The following is a 23,054-nucleotide window of genomic DNA, read 5'->3' as shown; positions in this document are numbered from 1 at the left end:
GCAGGATGTGCCTTGCGATGGGTTTTTATTCTGGAGAGTGAGTGTGATGCGTCAGAACGGCTTTACTTTGATCGAGTTGTTGATCGTCGTGGCGATCATCGGCATCTTGGCCACGATTGGCCTGCCCATGTATACCAAGCATCAGGCCAAGGCCAAGTTCACGGCGGGGCTGGCGGAAATCTCGGCGTTGAAGGCCGGTTTCGAGGACACCTTCAACCAGGGCACGGTGCCCACGCTGGCGCTGATCGGTGGTACCAGCCCGACCGCCAACTGCACGATCAGCGTTGCAGGTGATGTGGCTACGGGCACGGGTTCGATTGCCTGTGAAATTCTCGATGCGCCTGCGCCCATCCAGGGCAAGCTCATTACCCTGGCGCGCAGTGCCAGCGAGGGTTGGAAGTGCACCACGACCGCTGACGAGCAGTACATTGCAAAGGGGTGCGCGGCTGTCAAATGAGGCCGGGTCGCCTGAATCAGTGACGGGAGCCGGGCGTAACGGCTCCCAGGCACTCCACAAGGACGTAAAGATTGCCCATGACGTTATCCGTGCAACAGCGAGGAAGCGTGTTCCTGGTGCTGGCGCTGAGCCTTCTGCTACTGGGCATCACCCTATCCTTCAGTGGTCATGACTGGCAGCGTGTGGTGCAGGTCGGCGTTGGCGTGTGCGCAGTGGTCTATGGCCTGGTGACTCCCGCCGGCAGGCTGGTCGACAGGCCCACCGCGATCGGCCTGGCGCTGGTTCTTGGCCTGGGGTTGGTCTCCACGTGGTTGGCCCACCAGCCACTTTGGGCGTTGACCGAGTGGGCGCTGATGCTCACCTGCGGGGTGATTGCGGTGGCTTTTGCCCGGCTGCGACGCAATGGCGATCAGGCCCTGGATCAGGCGCTGATCCTGTTTGTGTTGCTGCTGTGCCTGATCAAGACCCTTCAATATGGGTACGCAGGCGTGCTGGCGTTTACCAGTGGCGACACGACACTGGACACAGATCTTCTGCTTGGTGGGTTCTCCAACAAGCGCTTCTACGGCCAGTTCCAGACCTTTACCTTGCCCTTGCTGGCGTTGCCGCTGCTGCTTGCGAGCACTTCGCGGTTGACGCGTGGCCTGGTGTTCGCCCTGTTGTGTGCCTGGTGGTTGATTGCAATTGGTGGTGGCACCCGTGGTACCTGGCTGGGGATCGGCGTTGCGGCGGTCATCCTGGCTTTTTTGGGGGCTGCGGGGCGTCGCTGGTTGGCCTGGCAGGTGGCTGCGTTGTGTGGCGGGCTGTTTTTGTACTGGTTGTTGTTCATGGTTTTGGCGCGTTACCTGGGGCTGGAGATTGCCAGTCTTTCCAATGACCGGCTCACCACCAGCCTTTCAGGTCGTGAAGTGATCTGGTGGCAAGCCTGGGACATGATCCGCGAACGGCCATGGCTCGGTTTTGGGCCGATGCACTTTGCTGATATCCCCAACCCGATCGCAGCCCACCCACACCAGGCAATCCTGCAGTGGGCCAGTGAGTGGGGCGTGCCCTCGGCCTTGTGTGTGTCGTTGCTGGCGCTGCGCGGTGGTTGGGCCACGTTGAGGGTGATCCATCGGCAAGGGCCGGCCCGGTCACCGCAAGACCTGTTGCGCCTGTGTCTGTTCGCCGCGTTGCTGGGCGCGACCGTGCAGGCGATGGTCGACGGGGTGATGGTGATGCCCTATTCGCAACTCTGGTTGGCGCTGGTGGTGGGCTGGCTGATGGCATTGCATCCGTGGCACACGCCGGTTGTCGAACCGATGCCGCTGTTGCATCGGGCCTGGCAAGTGACGGCTGTGCTTGCGGTGGCGTTGCTGGTAGTTGTCGTGTACCGCGACCTGCCTGGCTCCACGGAGCGCAGCCAACACTACATCGACACTGCCAAAGGCCACCTGCAGCCACGGTTCTGGGTCCAGGGAGTCATTGCGCCGCACATCCGGTAAGTTGCCGGGCGCCCCATGCAGTGCTAGCTTTAGCCCACCGCCCGTGTAGCTCAGTTGGTAGAGCAGCGCACTCGTAACGCGAAGGTCGCAGGTTCGACTCCTGTCTCGGGCAAAAAGGCACCACAGTTTTCAGATGATCCCAGAATGGTTCTGAAGGCCAGACGAACCGGTATTCATGCCCGTTCTTTTGTATCTGCGCAACCTTGATGACCCAGATGCATCCCCATTCCTCGATCTAAGAGAACGCCATGACCACGACAGAAATGACCCAGCAAGTGCGGCACGCAGAAGCCCTCAAAAAGTACCTCGAGGAGTCGCCGCAGCTTAAGGAAGAGATCAAGGACCTGAGTGCTGATGATCAGCGCGACCAGATCCAGTGGGCATTCGAGGACGAGGCCGAGAGCCAGGGCTTCCAGCCTTGGGAGCTGACCCTCAAGTACACGTCCACGCCAGAGGAGTTCGAAGTGGCACGCCTGGCCCTGCATAAAGAGGCGGCCGAGGTGTTGGGTGTCGAGTGGGAAGAGTACTGCGAGATGAACGACCTGGTGGTTTAAACGCTATCTGTTCGTCTCCCGGTCCTCATCGACGGCTAGCCGTCTCCTACAGAAATTGTGCCGGACCTGTAGGAGCCGGCTTGCCGGCGATGACGGTGGTTCAGTTCAAATACTGAGCCGCATCGACAAATCCACCGCCTTCACATCCTTGGTCATCGCCCCGATGGAGATGTAGTCCACGCCGGTCTCGGCAATGGGCAACAAGGTGCTTTCATTGATCCCGCCGCTGGCTTCCAGCTTGGCCTTGCCGCCGTTCAAGCGTACGGCTTCGCGCATGTCGTCCAGGCTCAACTCATCCAGCATGATGATATCGGCGCCCGCCGCCAGCGCTTCGCGTAACTCTTCCAGGCTTTCCACTTCGACTTCCACCGGCTTGCCGGGGGCGATCTTGTGGGCGGCAGTAATGGCCTGGGCAATGCCACCGCAGGCGGCGATATGGTTTTCCTTGATCAGGAACGCGTCATACAGGCCAATGCGGTGATTGTGGCAACCGCCGCACGTCACTGCGTATTTTTGCGCCAGGCGCAGGCCGGGCAGGGTCTTGCGGGTGTCCAAAAGCTTGACCTGGGTGGCTACGACGAAGTCCGCCAGGTATTGCGCACGTGTGGCCACGCCGGATAACAACTGCAGGAAGTTCAGCGCGCTGCGCTCACCGGTCAACAGCGAGCGGGCAGGGCCTTCGAGGTGGAACAGCGGCTGGTTGGGGCTGACGCGCTCACCGTCGCGCACCTGCCAGTGCACGGCAACCCGTGGGTCCAACTGGCGGAATACGGCATCGACCCAGGCGGTGCCACTGATGACGGCCGCATCACGGGTGATGATCGTGGCCTTGGCCAGCCGTTCGGCGGGGATCAATTGCGCGGTGATGTCGCCGCTGCCGATGTCTTCCAGCAGTGCGCGGCGCACGTTGGCTTCGATTTCGGCGGTGAGGTCGGCGAGGCGTAGATTCGGCATAGCGGGCTCCACATACAAAGTGCCCCGATTATAGGGGCATGGCAGCGCCGAACCCAAGGTATGCAGGCATAACCTGCCTGATTACAAAGCAGCTACAGAGTTTGCTGGCGCTACAGGGTCTAATTGCAAGATAATCTCGCGCCTTGCAATTGGCGTCATAGCTTTGACGTCTCGGTGATCTATAGATAATCGCTACCTGCCGCTGTTCCGCCGGCGGTTGCGGCGAGCGCTCATAAAACCGAACCCCGTCATTCCAGGAGGCCAGCATGCACAATGACGCAAAGGTGGTGCCGATCAATAAGATCGCCGCACAAGCGATGCCATCGCCGCTCGCCCGCCTGCCCGTGATCGTGCTTCAGGTTCGTGACAAGGCCACGCAGCAACTGGACCGGGGTTTGCAGGAGCTGTTCGATAACGCCGACGACACTCTGTTCGAAATGGCCGACAAGGCGCGCAACAACGCCGACCACAATATTTTCTTTGAAGCCATGCGCGACCTGCGCCTCAAGCGCAAGAACTTCGAGCGTGTGTTCATGGAGCAGCTTTTCGCCGCGTTCGCCAACCTGGGGCAGGCCGGGCAAGGCGAACGGCTGCTGCCGACGGTCTCCTACGAGGCCGCGCCGGGGGTGTCGGCTGACGATCTGGAAAAAGCCGTGGCCCTGGAGGCCATGCTCGACAAGGTCATGCACCGTGACGGCCTGGCCCTGGGACAACTGACCGCGCGCCTGGGTGCGTTGTTGGGCAAGCGCCTGGATGATCGGGAAAACCCCCTTGGCCCGGCGATGCTCTGTGAGTACTTCCTGCGGGCCGGGCGCAGCCTGGGGGTGGAGATCCGGGTCAAGCTGATTATTTTGAAACTGTTTGAAAAGTACGTACTCAGCGATGCCGACCTGCTGTACGGCGAGGCCAATCAGTTGCTGGCCGCCACGGGCGTACTGCCCGAGCTCAAGGCCGTACCTTCGCGCCGTTCCGGCGAGCGCGCCAGCAGCGCCCGCCCGCCGGCCGAGGTACCGCCGGCAGCCGACCCACAGGCCGACGAGGCCGAGCAACAAGTCTTCGCGGCTCTGCAGGAGCTGCTGCTGACGGTGCGCGGCAGTGTGGCGCCGACCCTGGAGGCCAGCGCCCAGGCCCAGCCGATTTCCACCCGCGACCTGCTGCGCCTGCTGTCCCATCTGCAGCAGTATGTACCGGAGCCTGCGGTGGAGGACGATTTTGACTTGCGCCGCCAGTTGGAAGAACTGCTCACCCGGGTCAGCGTCAAGAGTGGCAAGTCGCGGGTAGTGGAGGATGCTGACGAGGATGTGATCAACCTGATCGCCATGCTGTTCGAGTTCATCCTCGACGACCGCACCTTGCCTGACTCCTTCAAGGCGTTGATTGCGCGCCTGCAGATTCCCATGTTGAAAGTGGCCGTGCTGGACAAGAGTTTCTTCAGCCGCGGCAGCCACCCGGCGCGGCGCTTGCTCAATGAGATCGGGGCCGCGGCCATGGGCTGGGGCAAGCGTGATGATTATCAGCGTGACAGCCTTTACCTGCGTATCGAGCAGGTGGTGCAACGCCTGTTGAACGACTTTGTCGACGATCCGGCAATTTTCTCGGTGCTCCTGCAAGAGTTCACTGCTTATACCCAGGACGAGCGCCGCCGCAGTGAGTTGCTCGAACAGCGCACCCGCGACGCCGAAGAAGGGCGCGCCCGTACCGAGCAGGCGCGGCAGCGGGTTGCCGATGCAGTCAATCAGCGCTTGCAGGGCAAGGTCTTGCCGCATTTCGTGGTGCAGTTCCTGCAACAGGCGTGGAGCCAGGTCTTGTTGCTTGAATGCCTCAAGCACGGCCAGCACTCGCCGCAATGGCAGGCACGGCTGCGGTCCATGGACGAATTGATCTGGAGTGTCAGCCTGAGTGAGCACACCGAGGCCGGTCGCCGCTTGCTGGAGCAATTGCCCGCGCTGCTCAAGGCCCTGCGTGAGGGGTTGAGCGAGGCGGCGTTCGACTCCTTTGTCACCCGGGAGTTTTTTATCCAGTTACAGGCGCTGCATACCCAGGCATTCCAGGGCACGACGCCGCCCAGCGTGGCGCTGGTCGAAGTGCGCGGGGATGCGAGCGCCGAAATGCCTTCGCAGGCGCTCAGCCTGGCGGAGGATGATCCCGATCTGCTCAAGGTTCGGCAATTGCACATCGGCAGTTGGGTCGAGTTCCGCGAAGATGAAGAAAACACCCTGCGCTGCAAGCTGACGGCGATTATCGCCCCGGCCAACAGCTACATCTTCGTCAATCGCACGGGCCTTAAGGTCCTGGAAAAAACCTGCACGGAGTTGGCCCTGGAGTTCAAGCGTGGCGGGGTCCGTACCCTGGATGACGCGCTGTTGTTCGACCGCGCCCTGGCGTCGGTGATCGGCAATCTGCGGCAACTCAATCGCGCCAAGTGATCGCAACCACCAGGCTGATCACGGCATACTGAGTGCTCCTAAGTCTTGCGCAAGGAACCTGTATGCAGTTGGACCCCACCAGCGGTTGGTGCCAGGGCATTGCCCATTGCCCGTCGCCCAACTTCAATGAACGCCCAAACGGCGAGATTTCCCTGTTGGTGGTGCATAACATCAGCTTGCCACCGGCCCAGTTCGCCACGGGTAAAGTGCAAGAGTTTTTCCAGAATCGCCTGGATGTCACGGAACATCCCTACTTTGCAGGCATCGCTGACCTACGGGTATCCGCGCATTTTCTGATTGAGCGTGAGGGTGCGGTGACGCAATTTGTTTCCTGTCAGGACCGAGCCTGGCACGCGGGCGTCTCCTGTTTCGAGGGACGCGAGACCTGCAATGACTTTTCCCTGGGAATCGAGCTGGAAGGGACCGATGACCAGCCCTTTACCGATGCCCAGTACCAATCCTTGATCGACCTGAGCCGCCAATTGCTGGCCGCTTACCCGGGCATCACGCTTCAGCGCATTTGCGGTCACAGTGACATCGCCCCAGGACGCAAGACCGATCCTGGACCGGCTTTTGATTGGGCGCGTTTTCGTGGCGCCTTGCAGGATGGAGGACATGCACAATGAGTTTCCTGGTGTTGGTGCTGGCGGTATGGATCGAGAAGTTCTCGGCCTTGCGTCAGCGGGTGCAGCGCGATGGCGGCTGGCTGCGCGAACTGGCCCGGCTTGAGTCGAGCGCTCGGCTGGGCAAACAGCCTTGGTTGATCCTGGCGCTGATGGTGTTGCTGCCGGTGGCGCTACTGGGGCTGTTGTTGCTGGTCCTGGAGCCGGTGGCCTATGGCTTGCTGGCGCTGCCGGTGCACCTGCTGGTGGTGATCTACAGTCTGGGCCGCGGTGATCTGCTCGGCCAACTGGGGCCGTTTCGCGATGCCTGGCGCCGGGGCGACCTGCAAGCGGCTGAACATGTTGCCGAGCGCGACCTGGCGATTGGCGCCGACAGCGGCGAGCAACTGCTGGAGCGGGTCCAGGGGCATTTGCTGTGGCAAGCCTACCAGAGCTTTTTTGCGGTGATTTTCTGGTACTTCCTCCTCGGCCCGGTGGTGGCCCTGGCTTACCGCTTGCTGGCGCTGGCCAGTGAACACAGTCAGAACCCACTGGTGGCCGAGCGTGCCGGGCAATTGCGCCATGCGTTCGACTGGTTGCCCGTGCGGTTGCTGGCGGCGAGCTTTGCTTTGGTGGGCAATTTTGTCGCGGTCAGCCGGGTGATGCTGCACGAACTGCTGAACTGGGATATCAGTGCCGCGCAACTGGTGGAGAAGGTTGGCCTGGTGGCCGGCGAGATTCCGGCGCCGGTGGTCGGTGCCGAAGGCATCAACAGCCTGGATCGCTTGTGGGAACTGCTGCTGCGCGCTGCAGTGTTGTGGTATGCCGGGTTTGCGATCTGGACTGTTTTGCCCTGAAAAGCACCCTTTGTAGGAGCGAGCTTGTCTCCGGGCGGCGTTCCGACGAAAAACTTACAGGCGCCGCGTTCATTCAGTAAGCACGCGTTATCGTTGACGTTTTTCGTCGGAACGCCGCCCGGAGACAAGCTCGCTCCTACAGAAGGCGATGACCGCTTAACTGACTGGCAATTAGGGCAAGCCCGCTCCCACAGAGAATCTGTTGTAGCTTCAAAAAATCGGTTGGCGGCTAAGCTCCGCCGATCGCGTTAACCTTAAGTTACAAAACTCCCCGCCGATTTAAGCTATACAGACAGCGCGCCCAATAGTGGCTTTCTGCCGCTGCCCTGCGCCTTCAATAAAAATAAAAGAAAAGGGAGTTCATCTGTGAAGAGCTTGCTCTATCCCGCCATCGCGTTGATGAATCGCCTGAGCTTCGGCATGAAGTTCAGCCTGATCAGTGTGTTGTTTTTCCTGCCGATGCTGGTGACCAACTATTACCTGGTCCGGGATTCCTGGCGTGAGTTCCAGGGCACCCAGGTTGAGTTGCGGAGCCTGGACCTGCTGGGCAGCAGCCTGATCCTGCGCCGCGACCTGGAAACCCTGAACAATCAGGTACAAATCAACGCCACCCTCGGCCAGGCGGGCAAGGCGGGCGATATCGAAAGCCAGATCAGCGCACTGGAACAGCGTGTCCTTGAACGCCTGCAAGGCTTCCAGGCGATGACGGTCGACCCTGAGCAGGTCGCGGTGTTCGAGGGCAAGCGCGACGAGATGATCGCGGCCTTCAAGGTCCAGCAAAGCGAATCCTCGTTGTTGAGCAAAAGTGCGCTGATCGGCAAATTGCTCAACAAGGCGCAGATGTTCAGCCAGATCATCGCCAGCCAGTCTGGGTTGAGCCGTGATGTGCAGGGCGATGTGCGCCAACTCAGCGAACTGGTGACCAGCGTCACCCCGCAAGTCACCCAGACCTTGGGCGAGGGCCGGGCCATGGGCGCGTACTCCCTGGGCCAGGGTTTTCTCAACTCATCGTCCAGCACGCGCTTTGACGAACTGCTGCAGCAATTGGAGAAGCTCCAGGCGGAATACGGCCTGAAAGTGCAGGACGCCCTGGGCTCCAGCAAGGCCGCCCATGGTTCCCTGGACGCTCTGGCCCAAGCCAGCCAGGCCAGTCTCAAGCAGGGCAGCGAACTGTTCGAGGAGCAGGTGGTGATGGCCGAAACCCTGGAGACGCCGTGGCAGGCTTTCTATGATCAAGTGACTGCCTTGATGGCCAAGACCTACCAACTGGACGACGCGACCCTGTCCTTCCTCGACCAGCAATTGCAACAACGCCTGGCCCAGAACCGTACGCACATGGTGCTGCTGGTGGCGGCGCTGGCGGCGGTGTTTTTGTTGATCTTCTATTTGTACGGCGGCTTCTATGCCTCGACGCGCACCACTCTGCGCCGCCTGGGGGCGATGATGGATAAGGTCGCCGCCGGGGATATGACGGTCAGCTTCAAGTCCCAGAGCCGCGATGAGCTGGGTGAGTTGGGTGAAGTGTTCAATGGCACCGTGGCCAAAATCCACGACCTGATCGAACGGGTAGGGCAGACGGTCCAGGAAGTCGAGCATCAGGCCGGGCAAGTGGAGTCGGTTTCGGCGCGCAGCAACCAGGCGGTGTCGGGCCAGCGCAGCCAGATCGAACAGGTGGCCACGGCCATGAACCAGATGTCGGCGACCGCCCACGAAGTGGCGCGCAGTGCGGCGGCGGCTGTCAGCAGTGCCCACAGCGTCAACGATGAAACCCTCAGCGGGCGTGGCCTGGTGCAATCCCAGCAGGGCAGCATCGCGCAACTGGCGTCGGAGATCGACCAGTCAGTGCTGGTGATCAATCAATTGGCCATCGACAGCCAATCCATCAGCAGCGTGCTGGAGGTGATCAAGAGCATTGCCGAACAAACCAACCTGCTGGCGTTGAACGCGGCCATCGAGGCGGCGCGGGCGGGTGAGCAAGGTCGCGGGTTTGCGGTGGTGGCCGATGAGGTGCGCACCCTGGCCCGGCGCACCCAGCACTCCACCGAAGAAATCGAGCAAATGATCGCCAAGCTGCACCAAGGCGTCGGCGCGGCCGTGAAGGCCATGGGCAGTAGCCATAAAATGGCCAGCGGTACGGTCGGCCAGTCGGAAAAAGTCCAGTTGGCCCTGGAGAACATCCTGGGCGCGGTAGGCATGATCGTTGATCAGAACCAGCAAATCGCCGCGGCGGTGGAGCAACAGACGGCCGTGGCCCACGACATTGACCAGAATATTGTCGAGATCAATCGGGCTGGCGAGCACGCGGCCCAGGGCGCGCACCAGACCGAAGAGGCCAGCCGGCAACTGTCCCTGCAGGTGATTGAACTGAAAAAGCTGATCGGTGCATTTCGCGTGTAGGACTCGGACGTAGGCTTTGTCTGTTGGATGTGTGGTGCATGTCCTGTTTTCCCGCGTGAGCTTCTCTCGCAACGAGATTGGGTGAGAATTTGTTTCACACCCCATCCAGCGCTCCCGGGAGGCAGGGCCATGACCGAGACTACCCTTGGCGTGAAAGGGCATTGCGCCCATTGCGATATCACCTTTGCACTCAAGCCCTGGCAGCTCAATGCCATTGCTCTGAACGAGCCTTTTGATTGTCCGTATTGCCACAAAGTCCTGCAGCTCAATTGCCCCCGGCAACTGCGCCAGTTGAAGTCCCTGGACAACCTGGCTTTGCTGCGCCCCAGCATGCTCGTGTTGACCTGCGTGGCTTTATTGGTGGCCCTGGTGGTCGAGTGGGTCGGCCTGATCAGCAGGATCGGGCAACTGAACGTGTCGCTGGTGGCGATCCTGATTCACTTCCTGACCCTGCGCCACGCCCGCCACCGGCATCGCATGACCCTGACGCTACAGGCGGTCAACCCCATCATCGAGCGGCCAGTTGAACAGTTCGCAGGCGTTGCGGGTGCTCGCTTCGGCCAACGCTGAAGGGCTGATGCCCATCCGCTCGGCCAGGGCAGTGCAGATGGCCGGCAGGTGCTGTGGGCTGTTGCGTTGGCCGGGGTACATGGCGGGCGCCATATCCGGCGAGTCGGTTTCCAGCACCACTGATTCCAGCGGCAGTTGGGCGATGACCTTGTGCATGCGCAAAGCCTGGGGCCAGGTCGGCGCGCCGCCCAGGCCCAGCTTGAACCCCAGCTTGATGTATTCGCGGGCTTCTTCGCGGCTGCCGGCGAAGGCATGGATGATCCCGCCCCGGGGCAAGCGGATGCGCTTGAGGCTGGCGATGACGGCCGCGTGGCTACGCCGCACATGCAACAGCGCCGGTAGTTGGAAGTCCACGGCCAACTGCAATTGGGCCTCAAACAGGACTTGCTGACGCTCGCGGTCCAGGTGCTCGAGAAAGTAATCCAGGCCGATCTCGCCGACGGCGCATAGCTGGCGATGCCCCTTGAGGCGTGTCAGCCAATCCCCCAGTTCGACCAGGTCTGTGGGGCGATGCTCATCCAGGTACACCGGATGCAGGCCAAATGCCCCGTACAGGTCCGGGTCCTGTTGGGTCAGGTCCCATAACCGTTGCCAATTACGCTGGTACACCCCCAACACCACCATGCGCCGCACGCCGAGCTGACGGCTGTGCTTGAGCACCTCGTCGCGATCTGCGTCGAAGTCCTCGAAGTCGAGGTGGGTGTGGCTGTCGACCAGCTCCATGCCTATATCTCGTGAATCCGCTGCTTGAAAGTCCGGCCGATGGCATGCACACCCGGCTGGTAGTGCTGCTCTTCAATCGCCGCCAGTGCCAGGCGCAGGGCCGTGTCGGCGATCAGCGCATGTTGCTGGGCCATGGCGTTGACTGGCAACGGCAGGAAGTCCAGTAATTGGGTGTCACCGAAAGTGCCGAGGCGTAGCGATCGGGACTTGAGCGGGAAGTCATGTAGCGCATCAAACACCCCTTGCAGTAGCACGTAGGAAGTGGTCACCAACGCATCGGGTAAATGCCCCAGGCGTTGCAGGAGTTCTTCCATCAACTGGCGGCCACAGTCGCGGCTGAAGGCGTCGCCATGCTCGATCAGAATATCGCCCTTGAAGTCGTGCAGGGCTTGCTGGAAACCTGCCGCACGTTCCTGGCTGATGCTCAATTCGGGGTGGGCGCCGATCAACGCGATCTGCCGGGGCAGCGGTTGCAGCAGGCTGCTGGTCAATTGCTGGCAGGCCTGGCGGTCATCGCTGACCACCGAGCAGAACTGCTCAGGCGCCATCACCCGGTCGATGGCGATCACCGGCAGGCCCTTGGCTTGCAGCTCGCGATAACTGTCATCGCTGGCGGGCAGGCAACTGGCGACGAACAGGGCATCGCAACGCCGCGCGCGGAACAGTTGCAGCAACTGGCGCTCGCTGTTGGCATCATCGTCGGAACTGGCGATCAGCAACTGATAGCCACGGCCCCGTGCGCCTTGTTCCAACAGCTTGGCGATCCGTGCGTAACTGGGGTTTTCCAGGTCCGGCAGGATAAAACCCAAGGTGCGCGTGTGTCGGCTGCGCAGCCCGGCGGCCTGGGGATTGGGGGTAAAGCCATGCTCCTCGACCACCGCGCGCACCCGTTCGACGGTGGCGCTGCTGATCCGTTGCTGTTCGGCCTTGCCATTGATGACGTAGCTGGCGGTGGTCACGGACACACCGGCTATACGTGCGATATCACTGAGTTTCAAACCGGGATTTCCTTGTTTTTTAGAGCTTGCCCCGACATTTTGTCCAATCGTAACCGATTACTGCAGGCGACCATTGTCGCAACTCAAGTGCCGAGTGGTGCTTCAAGAATGCAGAATTACCCAGTAATCTGCCAGAAAATCTAGATTAAACGTTTCAGCAAGGGTATTTTTACGATGTTCGCTGCTGAGTAGTCACTGCCAATTGACTGCTCAGTCAGTTTTTCATGAACAGATTTGCGCTGATTTATTCAAAACAATACCTAGTGCGCACACCGCACTAACTAGGAGAAAGGCATGCTTGAGCTCACCGTAGAGCAGATATCCATGGGCCAGGTGGCTGTGGATAAGTCTGCTGCCTTGCAACTGCTCGCCGAAAAACTGGTGGCCGACGGCCTGGTCGCCGAAGGCTACCTGAGCGGCCTGCAAGCCCGTGAAGCGCAAGGCTCGACCTTCCTCGGCCAAGGTATTGCGATCCCCCACGGCACCCCCGAAACCCGCGACCAGGTGTTCGCCACCGGCGTGCGCCTGTTGCAATTTCCCCAAGGTGTGGATTGGGGCGATGGCCAGATCGTCTACCTGGCGATTGGCATTGCCGCCAAATCCGACGAACACCTGCGCCTGCTGCAACTACTGACCCGCGCCCTCGGTGAAACCGACCTGGGCCAGGCCTTGTGCCGCGCCACCTCGGCCGATGCGCTGCTCAAACTGCTGCAAGGCGCGCCCCAGGAGTTGGCGCTGGATGCCCAGATGATCGGCCTGGGCGTATCCGCCGACGATTTTGAAGAGCTGGTGTGGCGCGGCGCCCGCCTGCTGCGCCAGGCCGACTGTGTGAGCAATGGCTTCGCGGCGGTGCTACAGCAAGTCGATGCACTGCCCCTGGGCGATGGCCTGTGGTGGTTGCACAGTGAACAAACGGTCAAGCGTCCAGGCCTGGCCTTCGTCACCCCGGACAAGCCCATGCGCTACCTGGGCCAACCCTTGAGCGGCCTGTTTTGCCTGGCCAGCCTCGGCGAAGCTCATCAGGCATTGCTCGAGCGCCTGTGCGCCTTGCTGATTGAAGGGCGCGGCCAGGAACTGGGGCGTGCCACCAGCAGCCGCGCGGTCCTCGAAGTGCTGGGTGGCGAATTGCCCGCCGACTGGCCCAGCGCCCGGATCGCCCTGGCCAATGCCCACGGCCTGCATGCGCGGCCGGCCAAGGCCCTGGCCCAACTGGCGAAGAGCTTCGACGGTGAAATCCGCGTACGGATCGTGGACGGGCAGGGCGGTGCCGTGTCGGTCAAGAGCTTGAGCAAACTGCTCAGCCTCGGCGCCCGGCGGGGTCAGGTGCTGGAATTTGTCGCCGAGCCCGGCATTGCCGACGACGCCCTGCCGGCGTTGTTGGCGGCAGTACAAGCCGGCCTGGGCGAAGAGGTCGAGCCGCTGCCGGCCGTCAGTGCGCGGGTCGAAGAGGTCGAGAGCGAGCCGCCACTGCGCGCGCCCGCTTCCGGCAGCCTGATCCAGGCCATCGCCGCCGCCCCCGGGATTGCCATCGGCCCGGCCCATATCCAGGTGTTGCAGCCTTTTGACTATCCACTGCGCGGCGAGTCGGCCAGTGCCGAGCGCGAGCGTTTATCCGCGGGGTTGCGCGAGGTGCGCGCTGATATCCAGGGTTTGATCGAGCGCAGCACGTCCAAGGCGATCCGCGAGATTTTCATCACCCACCAGGAAATGCTCGACGACCCGGAACTGACCGACGAAGTCGACACCCGGCTCAAACAGGGCGAAAGCGCCGAAGCCGCGTGGATGAGTGTGATCGAAGCCGCCGCCAAACAGCAGGAGTCCTTGCAGGACGCGTTGCTCGCCGAACGCGCCGCCGACCTGCGGGATATCGGCCGGCGTGTGCTGGCGCAACTGTGTGGTGTCCAAACCCCACAGGAACCCGACGAGCCCTACATTCTGGTGATGGATGAAGTCGGCCCATCGGATGTGGCGCGCCTCGACCCGGTGCGGGTGGCCGGGATTCTTACCGCACGCGGTGGTGCTACGGCCCACAGCGCCATCGTCGCCCGCGCCCTGGGGATCCCGGCGCTGGTCGGCGCCGGGCCGGCGGTGTTGCTGCTGGCCTCGGGCACGCCTTTATTGCTCGACGGCCAGCGTGGGCGCCTGCATGTGGAGGCCGATGCCAGCACCTTGCAGCGCGCCATCCAGGAACGCGATACCCGCGAGCAACGGCTGCAGGCCGCTGCCGCACAGCGCCATGAACCGGCCTTGACCCGTGACGGGCATGCTGTGGAAGTGTTCGCCAATATCGGCGAAAGCGCCGGTGTGGCTGGCGCCGTCGAGCAGGGCGCCGAGGGTATTGGCCTGCTGCGTACCGAGTTGATTTTCATGGCCCATTCCCAGGCCCCGGACGAAGCCACCCAGGAAGCCGAATACCGCCGTGTGCTCGACGGCCTGGCCGGCCGTCCGCTGGTGGTGCGCACCCTGGATGTGGGCGGTGACAAGCCGCTGCCTTACTGGCCGATTGCCAAGGAAGAAAACCCGTTCCTCGGTGTGCGGGGCATCCGCCTGACCCTGCAACGCCCACAGATCATGGAAGCGCAACTGCGCGCGCTGTTGCGCTCGGCGGACGGTCGCCCGCTGCGCATCATGTTTCCCATGGTCGGCAGCGTCGATGAATGGCGCCAGGCCCGGGACATGACCGAACGTTTGCGCGAGCAGATCCCGGTGGCGGACCTGCAATTGGGGATCATGATCGAAGTGCCCTCGGCGGCGTTGCTGGCGCCGGTATTGGCCCAGGAAGTGGACTTTTTCAGCATCGGCACCAATGACCTGACCCAGTACACCTTGGCGATCGACCGTGGTCACCCAACCCTGTCGGCCCAGGCTGACGGCCTGCACCCGGCGGTGTTGCAACTGATCGACATCACGGTGCGTGCGGCTCATGCCCATGGCAAATGGGTGGGTGTGTGTGGCGAGTTGGCAGCGGATCCGCTGGCGGTGCCGGTGTTGGTGGGCCTGGGTGTGGATGAGTTGAGTGTGTCGGCGCGCAGTATTCCCGAGGTCAAGGCCCGGGTGCGTGAATTCAGTCTGAGCGAGGCCCGGGGCCTGGCGCAGAAAGCACTGGCGATGGGCTCCCCTGCCCAAGTGCGTACGCTTCTGGAGGCCGTGTAAATGGCGAAGATTCTGACCCTGACGCTGAACCCAGCGTTGGACCTGACGGTGCGTTTGGCGTGCCTGGAACCGGGTGAGGTCAACCGCAGCGAAACCCTGCTGACCCATGCCGCCGGCAAGGGCGTGAACGTGGCGCAGGTGCTGGCTGATTTGGGCCATTACGTGAGCGTCGGTGGATTTCTCGGCGCGCAAAACCCCGAGGCTTTCGAGGCCCTGATCGCCAGCCGCGGGTTTGGCGATGCGTTTATTCGTGTGCCGGGCGAAACCCGCAGCAATATCAAGATTGCCGAGCAGGATGGTCGGGTCACCGATATCAATGCACCGGGGCCGCTGGTGAGCGAAAAGGCGCAAGCGCAATTGCTCAAGCTGATCGCGGTGATCGGCCCCGAGTTTGATGCGGTGGTGGTCGCCGGCAGCTTGCCGCGGGGCGTCAGCCCGCAGTGGTTCCAGGGTTTGCTGGAGACGCTCAAAGACCTCGGTTTGAAAGTCGCCCTGGACACCAGTGGCCAAGCGCTGCGTGCTGGCTTGAAAGCCGCGCCGTGGTTGATCAAACCCAACACTGAAGAACTCGCTGAAGCGCTCGACTGCCCCACGCAAACCGTCGCCCAACAAGCCCGCGCGGCTGCGCATTTGCACGCCCAAGGCGTGGAGCATGTGGTGGTGTCCCACGGGGCCGACGGTGTGAACTGGTTCAGCCCCAACGCAGCGTTGCACGCCACGCCGCCCAAGGTCAGCGTCGCCAGTACCGTGGGTGCCGGCGACTCCTTGCTGGCGGGCATGCTGCACGGCCTGCTCAGCGGCGAAGCGCCTGAGCAGACCCTGCGCCGCGCCACCGCGATTGCCGCCATGGCGGTCACGCAGATCGGTTTCGGCATCAGCGACGACGCGCAACTGGCGCGTCTGGAAAGCGGCGTGCACGTACGCCCGCTGACAGAACAATAAGAGGGTTTGTGATGAAATTAGCCATTGTTACCGCCTGCCCCAACGGCATGGTCACCAGTGTGCTGTGCGCCCGCTTGCTGGATGCCGCCGCGCAACGCCAGGGCTGGAGCACCAGCGTCGAAGTGGTGGATGCGAACCACCCCGAGCGCGCACTTTCCCAGGCCACAATTGACGCGGCCGAGTGGGTGTTGCTGGTCGCCAGCACGCCCGTGGACATGCAGCGCTTTGTCGGCAAACGGGTGTATCAGAGCACCCCGGCCCAGGCGTTGCAGGACGTTGAAGCGGTGTTGCAACGGGGCGCGCAAGAAGCCCAGTTGTACGTTGCCAGCGCCAGCGTGCCGACCGAAAAAAACGCACCGCGCATTGTCGCCATCACGGCCTGCCCTACCGGCGTGGCCCACACCTTTATGGCCGCCGAGGCATTGCAGCAGGCCGCCAAGGCCAAGGGCTATGACCTGCAGGTGGAAACCCAGGGCTCGGTGGGCGCACGTACACCCTTGAGCGAGCAAGCCATTCGCGATGCCGATGTGGTGCTGCTGGCCGCCGATATCGAAGTGGCCACGGAGCGCTTTGCCGGCAAGAAAATCTACCGTTGCGGCACCGGCATTGCGCTCAAGCAATCCGCCGCGATCCTCGATAAAGCCCTGGCCGAGGCCCAGCAGGAAAGCGCCGCCAGTGGCGCGGTAGCCAAGACGGAGAAAACCGGGGTCTACAAACACCTGCTGACCGGGGTGTCGTTCATGTTGCCGATGGTGGTGGCGGGGGGCTTGTTGATTGCCCTGTCCTACGTGTTCGGTATCCACGCTTACGAGCAGCCCGGCACCTTGGCGGCGGCCCTCAGGGCGGTCGGCGACCACGCCTTCACCCTGATGGTGCCGCTGCTCGCCGGCTACATCGCCTACTCGATCGCCGACCGTCCGGGGCTCGCGCCAGGGATGATCGGCGGCCTGTTGGCCAGTACCCTGGGCGCGGGCTTTATCGGCGGGATCTTCGCCGGTTTTCTCGCCGGCTACAGCGTCAAGCTGATCACCCGTGTGGTGCCGTTGCCGCAAAGCCTGGAGTCGCTCAAGCCGATCCTGATCATCCCGTTACTGGCGAGCCTGTTCACCGGCCTGGCGATGATCTACCTGATCGGCCCGCCCGTGGCGCAAATGCTGGCTGGCCTGACCGACTTCCTCAGCACCATGGGCACCACCAATGCGGTGCTGCTGGGTATCTTGTTGGGCGGGATGATGTGCGCCGACCTCGGCGGGCCGATCAACAAGGCGGCCTACGCGTTCTCCGTCGGCCTGCTGGCCTCCCAGAGCGGCGCGCCGATGGCCGCCACCATGGCGGCGGGCATGGTGCCGCCGATTGGCATGGCTATCGCTACGTTCCTGGCCCGGCGCAAGTTTGCCCAGACCGAACGCGAAGCCGGCAAGGCCGCGTTGATCCTGGGCATGTGCTTTATCTCGGAAGGCGCCATCCCGTTCGCTGCCAAGGACCCGCTGCGTGTTATCCCGGCCAGCATCGCGGGTGGCGCATTGACCGGTGCCTTGTCGATGTACTTCGGCTGCAAGTTGATGGCACCCCATGGCGGGCTGTTTGTGATGCTGATCCCGAACACGATCAACCATGCGCTGCTGTATCTGGCGGCGATCGTTGCCGGCAGCGTGCTCACCGGGTTGGTATACGCCGTGATCAAGCGCCCCGAGGCCGTCGAACTGGCAGTCGCCTAACTAACCCCCGTAGAAACCGGCTTGCCGGCGATGGCGGCCGCGAGGTTGATGCAAGGCTCAAGGGCCTCGTCGCTGCATCGGTATCTACACCACTTTCAGAAACTGACGCCCCCCCGTGGCAAGCCCGCTCGCCACGGGGGGGCGTCAGTTTCTAGATGTTGTGTAGATACTTATGCTCATCGCTGGCAAGCCAGCTGGAACCATCATGTTTGTCAGTAGACATCCCGGCGGTAACGGCCCTGTTCGATCAGCCGTTCCACGGCTTCACTTCCCAGGACCTCCACCAACACCTGATCGACCCCCGCCGCCATGCCCTGCAAACTCCCGCATACATAAATCACCGCGCCATCGGCCAGCCATTTACGCAGCACATCGGCGGATTCGCGCAGGCGATCCTGAACGTAGACCTTCTCTGCCTGGTCCCGCGAAAACGCCAGGTCCAGTAACGCCAGGTCGCCACTGGCCAGCCAGCCTTGCAGCTCGTCCTGGCAATGGTAGTCATGGGCGATGTTGCGTTCGCCAAACAGCAGCCAGTTACGTTGCTGACCGTCGGCGATGCGTGCCTTGAGCAAGCTGCGCAAGCCCGCCAGGCCGGTGCCGTTGCCCAGCAGAATCATCGGCACTGGGTCGACTGGAAGGTGGAAACTGCTGTTGCGCCGTACACGCAGGCTGATCGCCGAACCCAGTGGTGCGTGCTCGGTCAGCCAGCCGGATGCCAGGCCCAGGCTGCCGTCGCTATGACGCTCCTGGCGCACGATCAATTCCAGCACGCCATCGCTGGCAATCGAGGCGATGGAGTATTCGCGCATGGCCAACGGCACCAGTGCGTCCACCAGGGCGCGCGCATGCAGGCCGACCAGGTGTACGCGATTGTCCGGCAGCTGACGGCCGGCAAGTACCTGTTCCAAGGGGCGCGCCAAGCCATCGATTAGCACTTCGTCCGTGCCGGCAATGCCCAGGCCATCGAGGAAATGCTCGACGGCCCACGGACAATTGCGCGGCACGACTTCCACCAGGTCGCCGGCCAGCCAGTCGCGTGGTGCGGGCGGGTTGAGCCCCAACAGGTAGACACCCGAGCCGCTGCTGTCAGGGTTGAGCAGGGTGCGCTGGCTCAAGGTCCAGTTCTCGTAGCTGGCGCTGGCCCATGCAGCTGCCGGTGCGTGGCCGGTGATCTGGCCCAGTTGTTGTTGCCAGTGCAGCAGGGCTTCTTCGTCGCCGCTGTCGACCTCGACCGGAGCGAACAAGGCGTTGCCGCCCTGATTGGTCAGCCAGAAGTGCAGGCGCCGGGCAAAGCCGCAGAAGTGTTGGTATTGACGATCGCCCAGGGCCAGCACTGAATAGTTCAGGCCCTTGAGACTGAGGTCGCCACCCAGCACGCTGCGTTCGAAGCCGCGTGCGCTGTCCGGTGCTTCGCCGTCGCCGAAGGTGCTGACTACAAATAGTGCATGTTCCGACTGGCGCAAGTCCTCTTCGCTGACGCTGCCCAGGGATCGCACCTTGACCGGCAACCCGGCGGCCTGCAATTGACCGGCGGTCTGCCAGGCCAGCTGTTCGGCAAAGCCGCTCTGGCTGGCGAAACCGATCAGCCAGGCCGGTGCATCACTGCGGTTGCTGCCCAGGCTTTTGCGGGCATCGCGCACCTGGCGTTTTTTGCGACGGCGGTCGAGGTACAGCAGCCAGCCGGTAATAAAGAACAACGGCATGCACAGCGAAGTGACGGTGAGGATGATCCGCCCCGCAAGGCCGAAATAACTGCCCACATGCAGCGCATAGATGCTGGTCAGCAACTGCGCCTTGAGGCTTTTGTCGGCATAGCGCTCGACGCTTTTGACCACGCCGGTGGCCGGGTCCAGGTTGATCTGGTTCAACGCGCGGTCATGGGGAGAACTCTGCAACAGGTAGTAGACCGTGGCCGGTTGCCCGGCGACAGCTGGCATACGAATGTTGTAGGCGCTCAAGTGCGGGCCGGCGGTGCTGTAGATGCTGCTCCAGATGGCGTCATAGTTGGCGACGGGAGCGGGCCCCGCAGGCGCTGGGCCACGGTTGCGCACCCGCTCGTTTTGCGGGGCATCGGACAACAATCGAGTCAGGCCTTTGCTGTACCACTCGTAGGACCAGTACAGGCCGGTGAGCGCGGCCAACAGATAGAACAGCAAGCACCACGTGCCGAACACCGAGTGCAGGTCCCAGTTGAAGCTGCGGCCTTTCTTGCGCCAGTCCAGGGTCAACCAGGCGCGCCAGCTCGCTACCTGGCGCGGCCAGCGCAGGTACAGGCCAGAGAGGCAGAAGAAAATCAGGATCAGCGTACAGGCACCGGTGATTTGCCGGCCGGTATCACCGATGGCCAGGAAGCGGTGCAGTTGCAACATCAAGCCGAAAAAATCCTGGCCGACGGCGTCGCCCAGGTAGTCGCCGGTGTACGGGTCGAAGTAGCGCATCTGCCCCCGGCGTTCGCCCGCTGGCGGCGTGAAGAAGACGCGGGCGGCGTTGCCGCTTTCGCTTTCCACCCACAGCATGGACACGGTCTTGCCTTCGGTGGTTTCGAGTTTGCGCACCAGTTCGGCGGGCGGCAGCACACCGGCAGGTTGCTTCTCCACGGTCAGTACCGTCGGGTTGAGCGCCCGCAGGATCTCATCCTGGAACGAGTACGCAGCCCCGGTAATCCCCATCAATGCCAACACCAGCCCGGCGGTAATGCCGAAAAACCAGTGCAACTGGAATAGGGTCTTCTTCAACACGTCGGACGGCCTCGCTGAGCTGGATAGGAATTTTACGGCGCGCATTATGCCGTGAGTTGTCGAGAAAGATTCTTTTTTACATACAAAAGCCCCAGGCATCCGATGCGCGGGGCTTTTGCGTGAAACGTCCAGCCGCTTAGAAGTGGAAGCTGGTGGTCAACAGCGCTGTACGACCGGCTGCCTGGTTGGCGAAGTGCGCGCCGTAGGCCTTGTCGTAGTAGGTCTTGTCGGTCAGGTTCTGCACGTTCAATTGCAGGTCGACGTTCTTGGTCAGCTTGTAGCTGGCCATGGCGTCGTAGCGGGTGTAGGACGGTACGTAGACGGTATTGCCCGCGTCGCCGTAGACGTCGTCCACATAGAACGCGCCGCCGCCGACGGTCAGCTTCGAGGTGATGTCATACGTTGTCCACAGGCTGAACGAGTTCTTCGGCGTGTTGGGCATTTCGTTGCCTTTGTTGGAGCCGGCAGTGACGACGCCCTGGCGGTTGCCGTTTTTGCCCGGGTCTACCAGCTCGCTTTTCAGGTAGCTGTAGCCAGCGAACACTTGCCACTGCTCGGTGAGCTTGCCGCTGGCCGACAACTCCAGGCCATCGACGCGGGACTCGCCAGCGTTCTCATAGGTGTTGGAGTTCACCAGGATGCGCGCGTTTTTCTTCTCGGTGCGGAACACCGCTGCGGTCAGGGACAGGCGGTCGTGGAACAGGTCCCACTTGGTGCCCAGTTCGTAGTTGACGGTTTCTTCCGGCTTCATGTCGCTGGTGTTGATGCCAGTCGGGATGGCGTTGGAATCGACACCTTCACCCACCAGGCCGCCAGCAGGCGAGGCCGAAGTGGCATAGGAGGTGTAGATGCTGCCGTTTTCCATCGGCTTCCAGACCAGGCCGGCTTGCCAGTTGAAGAACTGGCTATCGTCCTTGAGCTTGGTACGGCCGGTGGCTGCGTTGCTGTTGGCTTCGGTATCGAAGGTGTCGTAGCGCAGGCCGACGTTCAGCAGCCATTGCGGATCAAGCTCAATGGTGTCGAACACGTAGGCGGCGCGGCTGGTGGCCTTGGTGTTGGTGCCTAGGTAGTTGCGGGCGACGCTGCCGGTCCAGGCATCGTCCGGGTTCGGGTTGCTCAACGATGTGCACTGACCACCCTTGCCGCCACCGGCCACCGTGCAGACCGGGTTGGCGTTTGGACTGACGGTATAGCCGCTGACGCGGGTTTCTTCACCGGTAAATTCCAGGCCGGTGGAGTAACTGTGCTTGAAGCCCAGGGCCTGGAAATTGCCAAACAGATCGGTCTGGTTAGTGGTGGTCGTGGTCGTGGACACGCGGCTGTTGGCCCGGCGCCAGACGGTGCCGAACTGGTTGACGTTGTGCTGGCTGTCGTCCGGCTGAGTGAGCACGTAGTCCTGGCCGGTGCTGCCGTGGCGCAGGGTGTTCTTGATCGTCATGTTGTCGTTCAGATCGTGCTCGATGGAGAACGTACTGATATCGGCGCGGGTCTTGCGAAAGTCCCGATCCTTGAGGCCGTAGAAGTTGCTGCTGTCGCCGCCGTCGGTGGGTTTGTCATGTACGTGGGCGGCATTTGACGCGCTGCTGCTGTAACCGTAGGGAATGCCCGAATCCGGCAGGTCGTTGCTTTCCATGTGGTAGTAGCTGAGGTTGACGCGGGTCGGAGTGCCCAGGCCAAAGGTCAGCGACGGTGCCACGCCCCAACGGTCGTAATTGACGGCGTCGCGGCCGGCCACGTTCTGTTCGTGGCTCATCAGGTTCAGGCGAAATGCGGCGGTGTCGAGGAACTGGCGGTTGACGTCGAGTGCATAGCGACGTGTCTGGTCCGAGCCGTAGGTAAAGCCGCCATTGAGGAAGTCCCGCGCTTGTGGGGTCTTGCTTACCAGGTTGAGGCTGCCACCGGCCGAACCGCGACCGCCGAACGAGGAGTTGGGGCCTTTGCTGACTTCGATGGACTCGATATCGAAAATTTCCCGGCTCTGGCCGCCGGTATCACGCACGCCGTCCAAGTAGGTATCGCCCTGGGCATCGAAGCCGCGGATAAACGGGCGGTCGCCCTGGGGGTTGCCGCCTTCACCGGCACCAAAGGTAATACCCGGTACGGTGCGCAAAGCATCTTGCAGCGAGGTCGCGGCGGTGTCCTTGAGTACCTGCGCCGGCACCACGGTGACGGAACGGGGAGTGTCCACCAGTGGCGCGGTGTATTTCTGCGAAGACGCTTTTTCGGTCTGGTACGACGTTGCGTCCTGTTCCTGGCCGGTAATGCTGGTGGCACCGAGGGAAATACTGTTGCGCTCGCCTTTTTGTTCGGTCTCTTCGGCCGCTTGCGCCATATGGGCGACGGAGCTGGCGCTGATGGCCACGCCAATGGCCGAGGCCAGCAAGCGCGGTGAACTGTTTGGTGTTTTTGTAATGTGGCGCGACATGAAATTCCCTACCCCAAGGATGTTAGGGCGCGAAATATATTGTAAACAATTATGCA

At 62.2% G+C, this 23,054-nt stretch carries 16 protein-coding genes, 1 tRNA gene and 1 pseudogene; 13 read left to right on the top strand and 5 right to left on the bottom strand.

The features are described 5' to 3' along the window. Positions 1 to 46: 46 nt before the first annotated feature. The 4 genes from C5F71_RS07985 (at position 47) to C5F71_RS07970 (ending at position 2,495) form a co-directional block, all read left to right on the top strand. The gene (locus C5F71_RS07985; RefSeq protein ID WP_029291989.1) at positions 47 to 457 is read left to right on the top strand and encodes a pilin; all 411 of its coding nucleotides are present in this window, start codon (positions 47 to 49) and stop codon (positions 455 to 457) included. Positions 458 to 534: 77 nt separating this feature from the next. Further along, positions 535 to 1,941, top strand: a complete 1,407-nt coding sequence (locus C5F71_RS07980; RefSeq protein ID WP_104910928.1) for an O-antigen ligase — start codon at positions 535 to 537, stop codon at positions 1,939 to 1,941. A gap of 39 nt (positions 1,942 to 1,980) precedes the next feature. Further along, positions 1,981 to 2,053: transfer RNA gene (locus tag C5F71_RS07975), tRNA-Thr, on the top strand. Positions 2,054 to 2,189: 136 nt separating this feature from the next. After that, on the top strand, positions 2,190 to 2,495 hold the full coding sequence (locus C5F71_RS07970) for a DUF6388 family protein (RefSeq protein ID WP_070994130.1): 306 nt from the start codon (positions 2,190 to 2,192) through the stop codon (positions 2,493 to 2,495). Between the two features lie 105 nt (positions 2,496 to 2,600). Here the strand turns inward: C5F71_RS07970 and nadC are convergent, their stop codons facing one another. Further along, complete coding sequence (nadC, locus tag C5F71_RS07965; protein ID WP_104910927.1) at positions 2,601 to 3,449, bottom strand: carboxylating nicotinate-nucleotide diphosphorylase; 849 nt, start codon at positions 3,447 to 3,449, stop codon at positions 2,601 to 2,603. A gap of 266 nt (positions 3,450 to 3,715) precedes the next feature. Here nadC and C5F71_RS07960 point away from each other — a divergent pair, with 266 nt between their 5' ends. The 6 genes and pseudogenes from C5F71_RS07960 (at position 3,716) to C5F71_RS07940 (ending at position 10,301) form a co-directional block, all read left to right on the top strand. Then, positions 3,716 to 5,875 (top strand): DUF1631 domain-containing protein, encoded by a 2,160-nt coding sequence (locus C5F71_RS07960; protein WP_104910926.1) that lies wholly within the window; start codon positions 3,716 to 3,718, stop codon positions 5,873 to 5,875. Positions 5,876 to 5,937: 62 nt separating this feature from the next. Then, positions 5,938 to 6,501, top strand: a complete 564-nt coding sequence (gene ampD, locus C5F71_RS07955) for a 1,6-anhydro-N-acetylmuramyl-L-alanine amidase AmpD (protein WP_104910925.1) — start codon at positions 5,938 to 5,940, stop codon at positions 6,499 to 6,501. Next, a complete protein-coding gene (gene ampE / locus C5F71_RS07950) occupies positions 6,498 to 7,334 on the top strand; it encodes a regulatory signaling modulator protein AmpE (RefSeq protein ID WP_104910924.1) in 837 nt (278 codons plus the stop codon). Before ampD ends, ampE begins: the two co-directional genes overlap by 4 nt. Positions 7,335 to 7,733: 399 nt before the next feature. Continuing rightward, positions 7,734 to 8,825, top strand: a pseudogene (locus C5F71_RS29675) (methyl-accepting chemotaxis protein); the annotation flags it as partial. Then, positions 8,802 to 9,731 (top strand): methyl-accepting chemotaxis protein, encoded by a 930-nt coding sequence (locus C5F71_RS29670; protein WP_371128902.1) that lies wholly within the window; start codon positions 8,802 to 8,804, stop codon positions 9,729 to 9,731. The pseudogene C5F71_RS29675 and the gene C5F71_RS29670, both read left to right, overlap by 24 nt. A 129-nt stretch (positions 9,732 to 9,860) precedes the next feature. Further along, on the top strand, positions 9,861 to 10,301 hold the full coding sequence (locus C5F71_RS07940) for a hypothetical protein (RefSeq protein WP_092238363.1): 441 nt from the start codon (positions 9,861 to 9,863) through the stop codon (positions 10,299 to 10,301). Here C5F71_RS07940 and C5F71_RS07935 read toward each other — a convergent pair. Further along, positions 10,221 to 11,024, bottom strand: a complete 804-nt coding sequence (locus C5F71_RS07935) for a TatD family hydrolase (RefSeq protein WP_104910923.1) — start codon at positions 11,022 to 11,024, stop codon at positions 10,221 to 10,223. The genes C5F71_RS07940 and C5F71_RS07935 overlap by 81 nt on opposite strands. Before the next feature lie 2 nt (positions 11,025 to 11,026). After that, positions 11,027 to 12,022, bottom strand: coding sequence for a catabolite repressor/activator (gene cra / locus C5F71_RS07930; protein WP_104910922.1), 996 nt, complete (start codon positions 12,020 to 12,022; stop codon positions 11,027 to 11,029). Between the two features lie 294 nt (positions 12,023 to 12,316). On the opposite strand from cra, the gene ptsP reads away from it, so the two are divergent. Genes ptsP through C5F71_RS07915 form a run of 3 tightly spaced genes read left to right on the top strand, consistent with a single transcriptional unit; the run spans position 12,317 to position 17,835 of the window. Then, the gene (gene ptsP / locus C5F71_RS07925) at positions 12,317 to 15,175 is read left to right on the top strand and encodes a phosphoenolpyruvate--protein phosphotransferase (RefSeq protein WP_104910921.1); all 2,859 of its coding nucleotides are present in this window, start codon (positions 12,317 to 12,319) and stop codon (positions 15,173 to 15,175) included. After that, positions 15,176 to 16,117, top strand: coding sequence for a 1-phosphofructokinase (gene pfkB, locus C5F71_RS07920; protein ID WP_104910920.1), 942 nt, complete (start codon positions 15,176 to 15,178; stop codon positions 16,115 to 16,117). Positions 16,118 to 16,128: 11 nt separating this feature from the next. Further along, positions 16,129 to 17,835 (top strand): PTS fructose-like transporter subunit IIB, encoded by a 1,707-nt coding sequence (locus tag C5F71_RS07915; RefSeq protein ID WP_104910919.1) that lies wholly within the window; start codon positions 16,129 to 16,131, stop codon positions 17,833 to 17,835. Positions 17,836 to 18,047: 212 nt separating this feature from the next. Here the strand turns inward: C5F71_RS07915 and C5F71_RS07910 are convergent, their stop codons facing one another. Further along, entirely contained in the window at positions 18,048 to 20,573 is a 2,526-nt protein-coding gene (locus C5F71_RS07910; protein WP_092238349.1) for a sulfite reductase flavoprotein subunit alpha, read from the bottom strand. Positions 20,574 to 20,709: 136 nt separating this feature from the next. After that, complete coding sequence (locus C5F71_RS07905; protein ID WP_104910918.1) at positions 20,710 to 22,998, bottom strand: TonB-dependent siderophore receptor; 2,289 nt, start codon at positions 22,996 to 22,998, stop codon at positions 20,710 to 20,712. Between the last annotated feature and the right edge of the window lie 56 nt (positions 22,999 to 23,054).

The sequence above is a fragment of the Pseudomonas sp. LG1D9 genome, assembly GCF_002949995.1.
GTDB lineage: Bacteria > Pseudomonadota > Gammaproteobacteria > Pseudomonadales > Pseudomonadaceae > Aquipseudomonas > Aquipseudomonas proteolytica.
This window is presented reverse-complemented; position numbering and strand designations above follow the sequence as displayed.

Coding starts and splice junctions, on each gene's coding strand:
- C5F71_RS07985 (WP_029291989.1), top strand. CDS start 47: ATGCGTCAGAACGGCTTTACTTTGATCGAGTTGTTGATCGTCGTGGCG.
- C5F71_RS07980 (WP_104910928.1), top strand. CDS start 535: ATGACGTTATCCGTGCAACAGCGAGGAAGCGTGTTCCTGGTGCTGGCG.
- C5F71_RS07970 (WP_070994130.1), top strand. CDS start 2,190: ATGACCACGACAGAAATGACCCAGCAAGTGCGGCACGCAGAAGCCCTC.
- nadC (WP_104910927.1), bottom strand. CDS start 3,449: ATGCCGAATCTACGCCTCGCCGACCTCACCGCCGAAATCGAAGCCAAC.
- C5F71_RS07960 (WP_104910926.1), top strand. CDS start 3,716: ATGCACAATGACGCAAAGGTGGTGCCGATCAATAAGATCGCCGCACAA.
- ampD (WP_104910925.1), top strand. CDS start 5,938: ATGCAGTTGGACCCCACCAGCGGTTGGTGCCAGGGCATTGCCCATTGC.
- ampE (WP_104910924.1), top strand. CDS start 6,498: ATGAGTTTCCTGGTGTTGGTGCTGGCGGTATGGATCGAGAAGTTCTCG.
- C5F71_RS29670 (WP_371128902.1), top strand. CDS start 8,802: ATGACGGTCAGCTTCAAGTCCCAGAGCCGCGATGAGCTGGGTGAGTTG.
- C5F71_RS07940 (WP_092238363.1), top strand. CDS start 9,861: ATGACCGAGACTACCCTTGGCGTGAAAGGGCATTGCGCCCATTGCGAT.
- C5F71_RS07935 (WP_104910923.1), bottom strand. CDS start 11,024: ATGGAGCTGGTCGACAGCCACACCCACCTCGACTTCGAGGACTTCGAC.
- ptsP (WP_104910921.1), top strand. CDS start 12,317: ATGCTTGAGCTCACCGTAGAGCAGATATCCATGGGCCAGGTGGCTGTG.
- pfkB (WP_104910920.1), top strand. CDS start 15,176: ATGGCGAAGATTCTGACCCTGACGCTGAACCCAGCGTTGGACCTGACG.
- C5F71_RS07915 (WP_104910919.1), top strand. CDS start 16,129: ATGAAATTAGCCATTGTTACCGCCTGCCCCAACGGCATGGTCACCAGT.
- C5F71_RS07905 (WP_104910918.1), bottom strand. CDS start 22,998: ATGTCGCGCCACATTACAAAAACACCAAACAGTTCACCGCGCTTGCTG.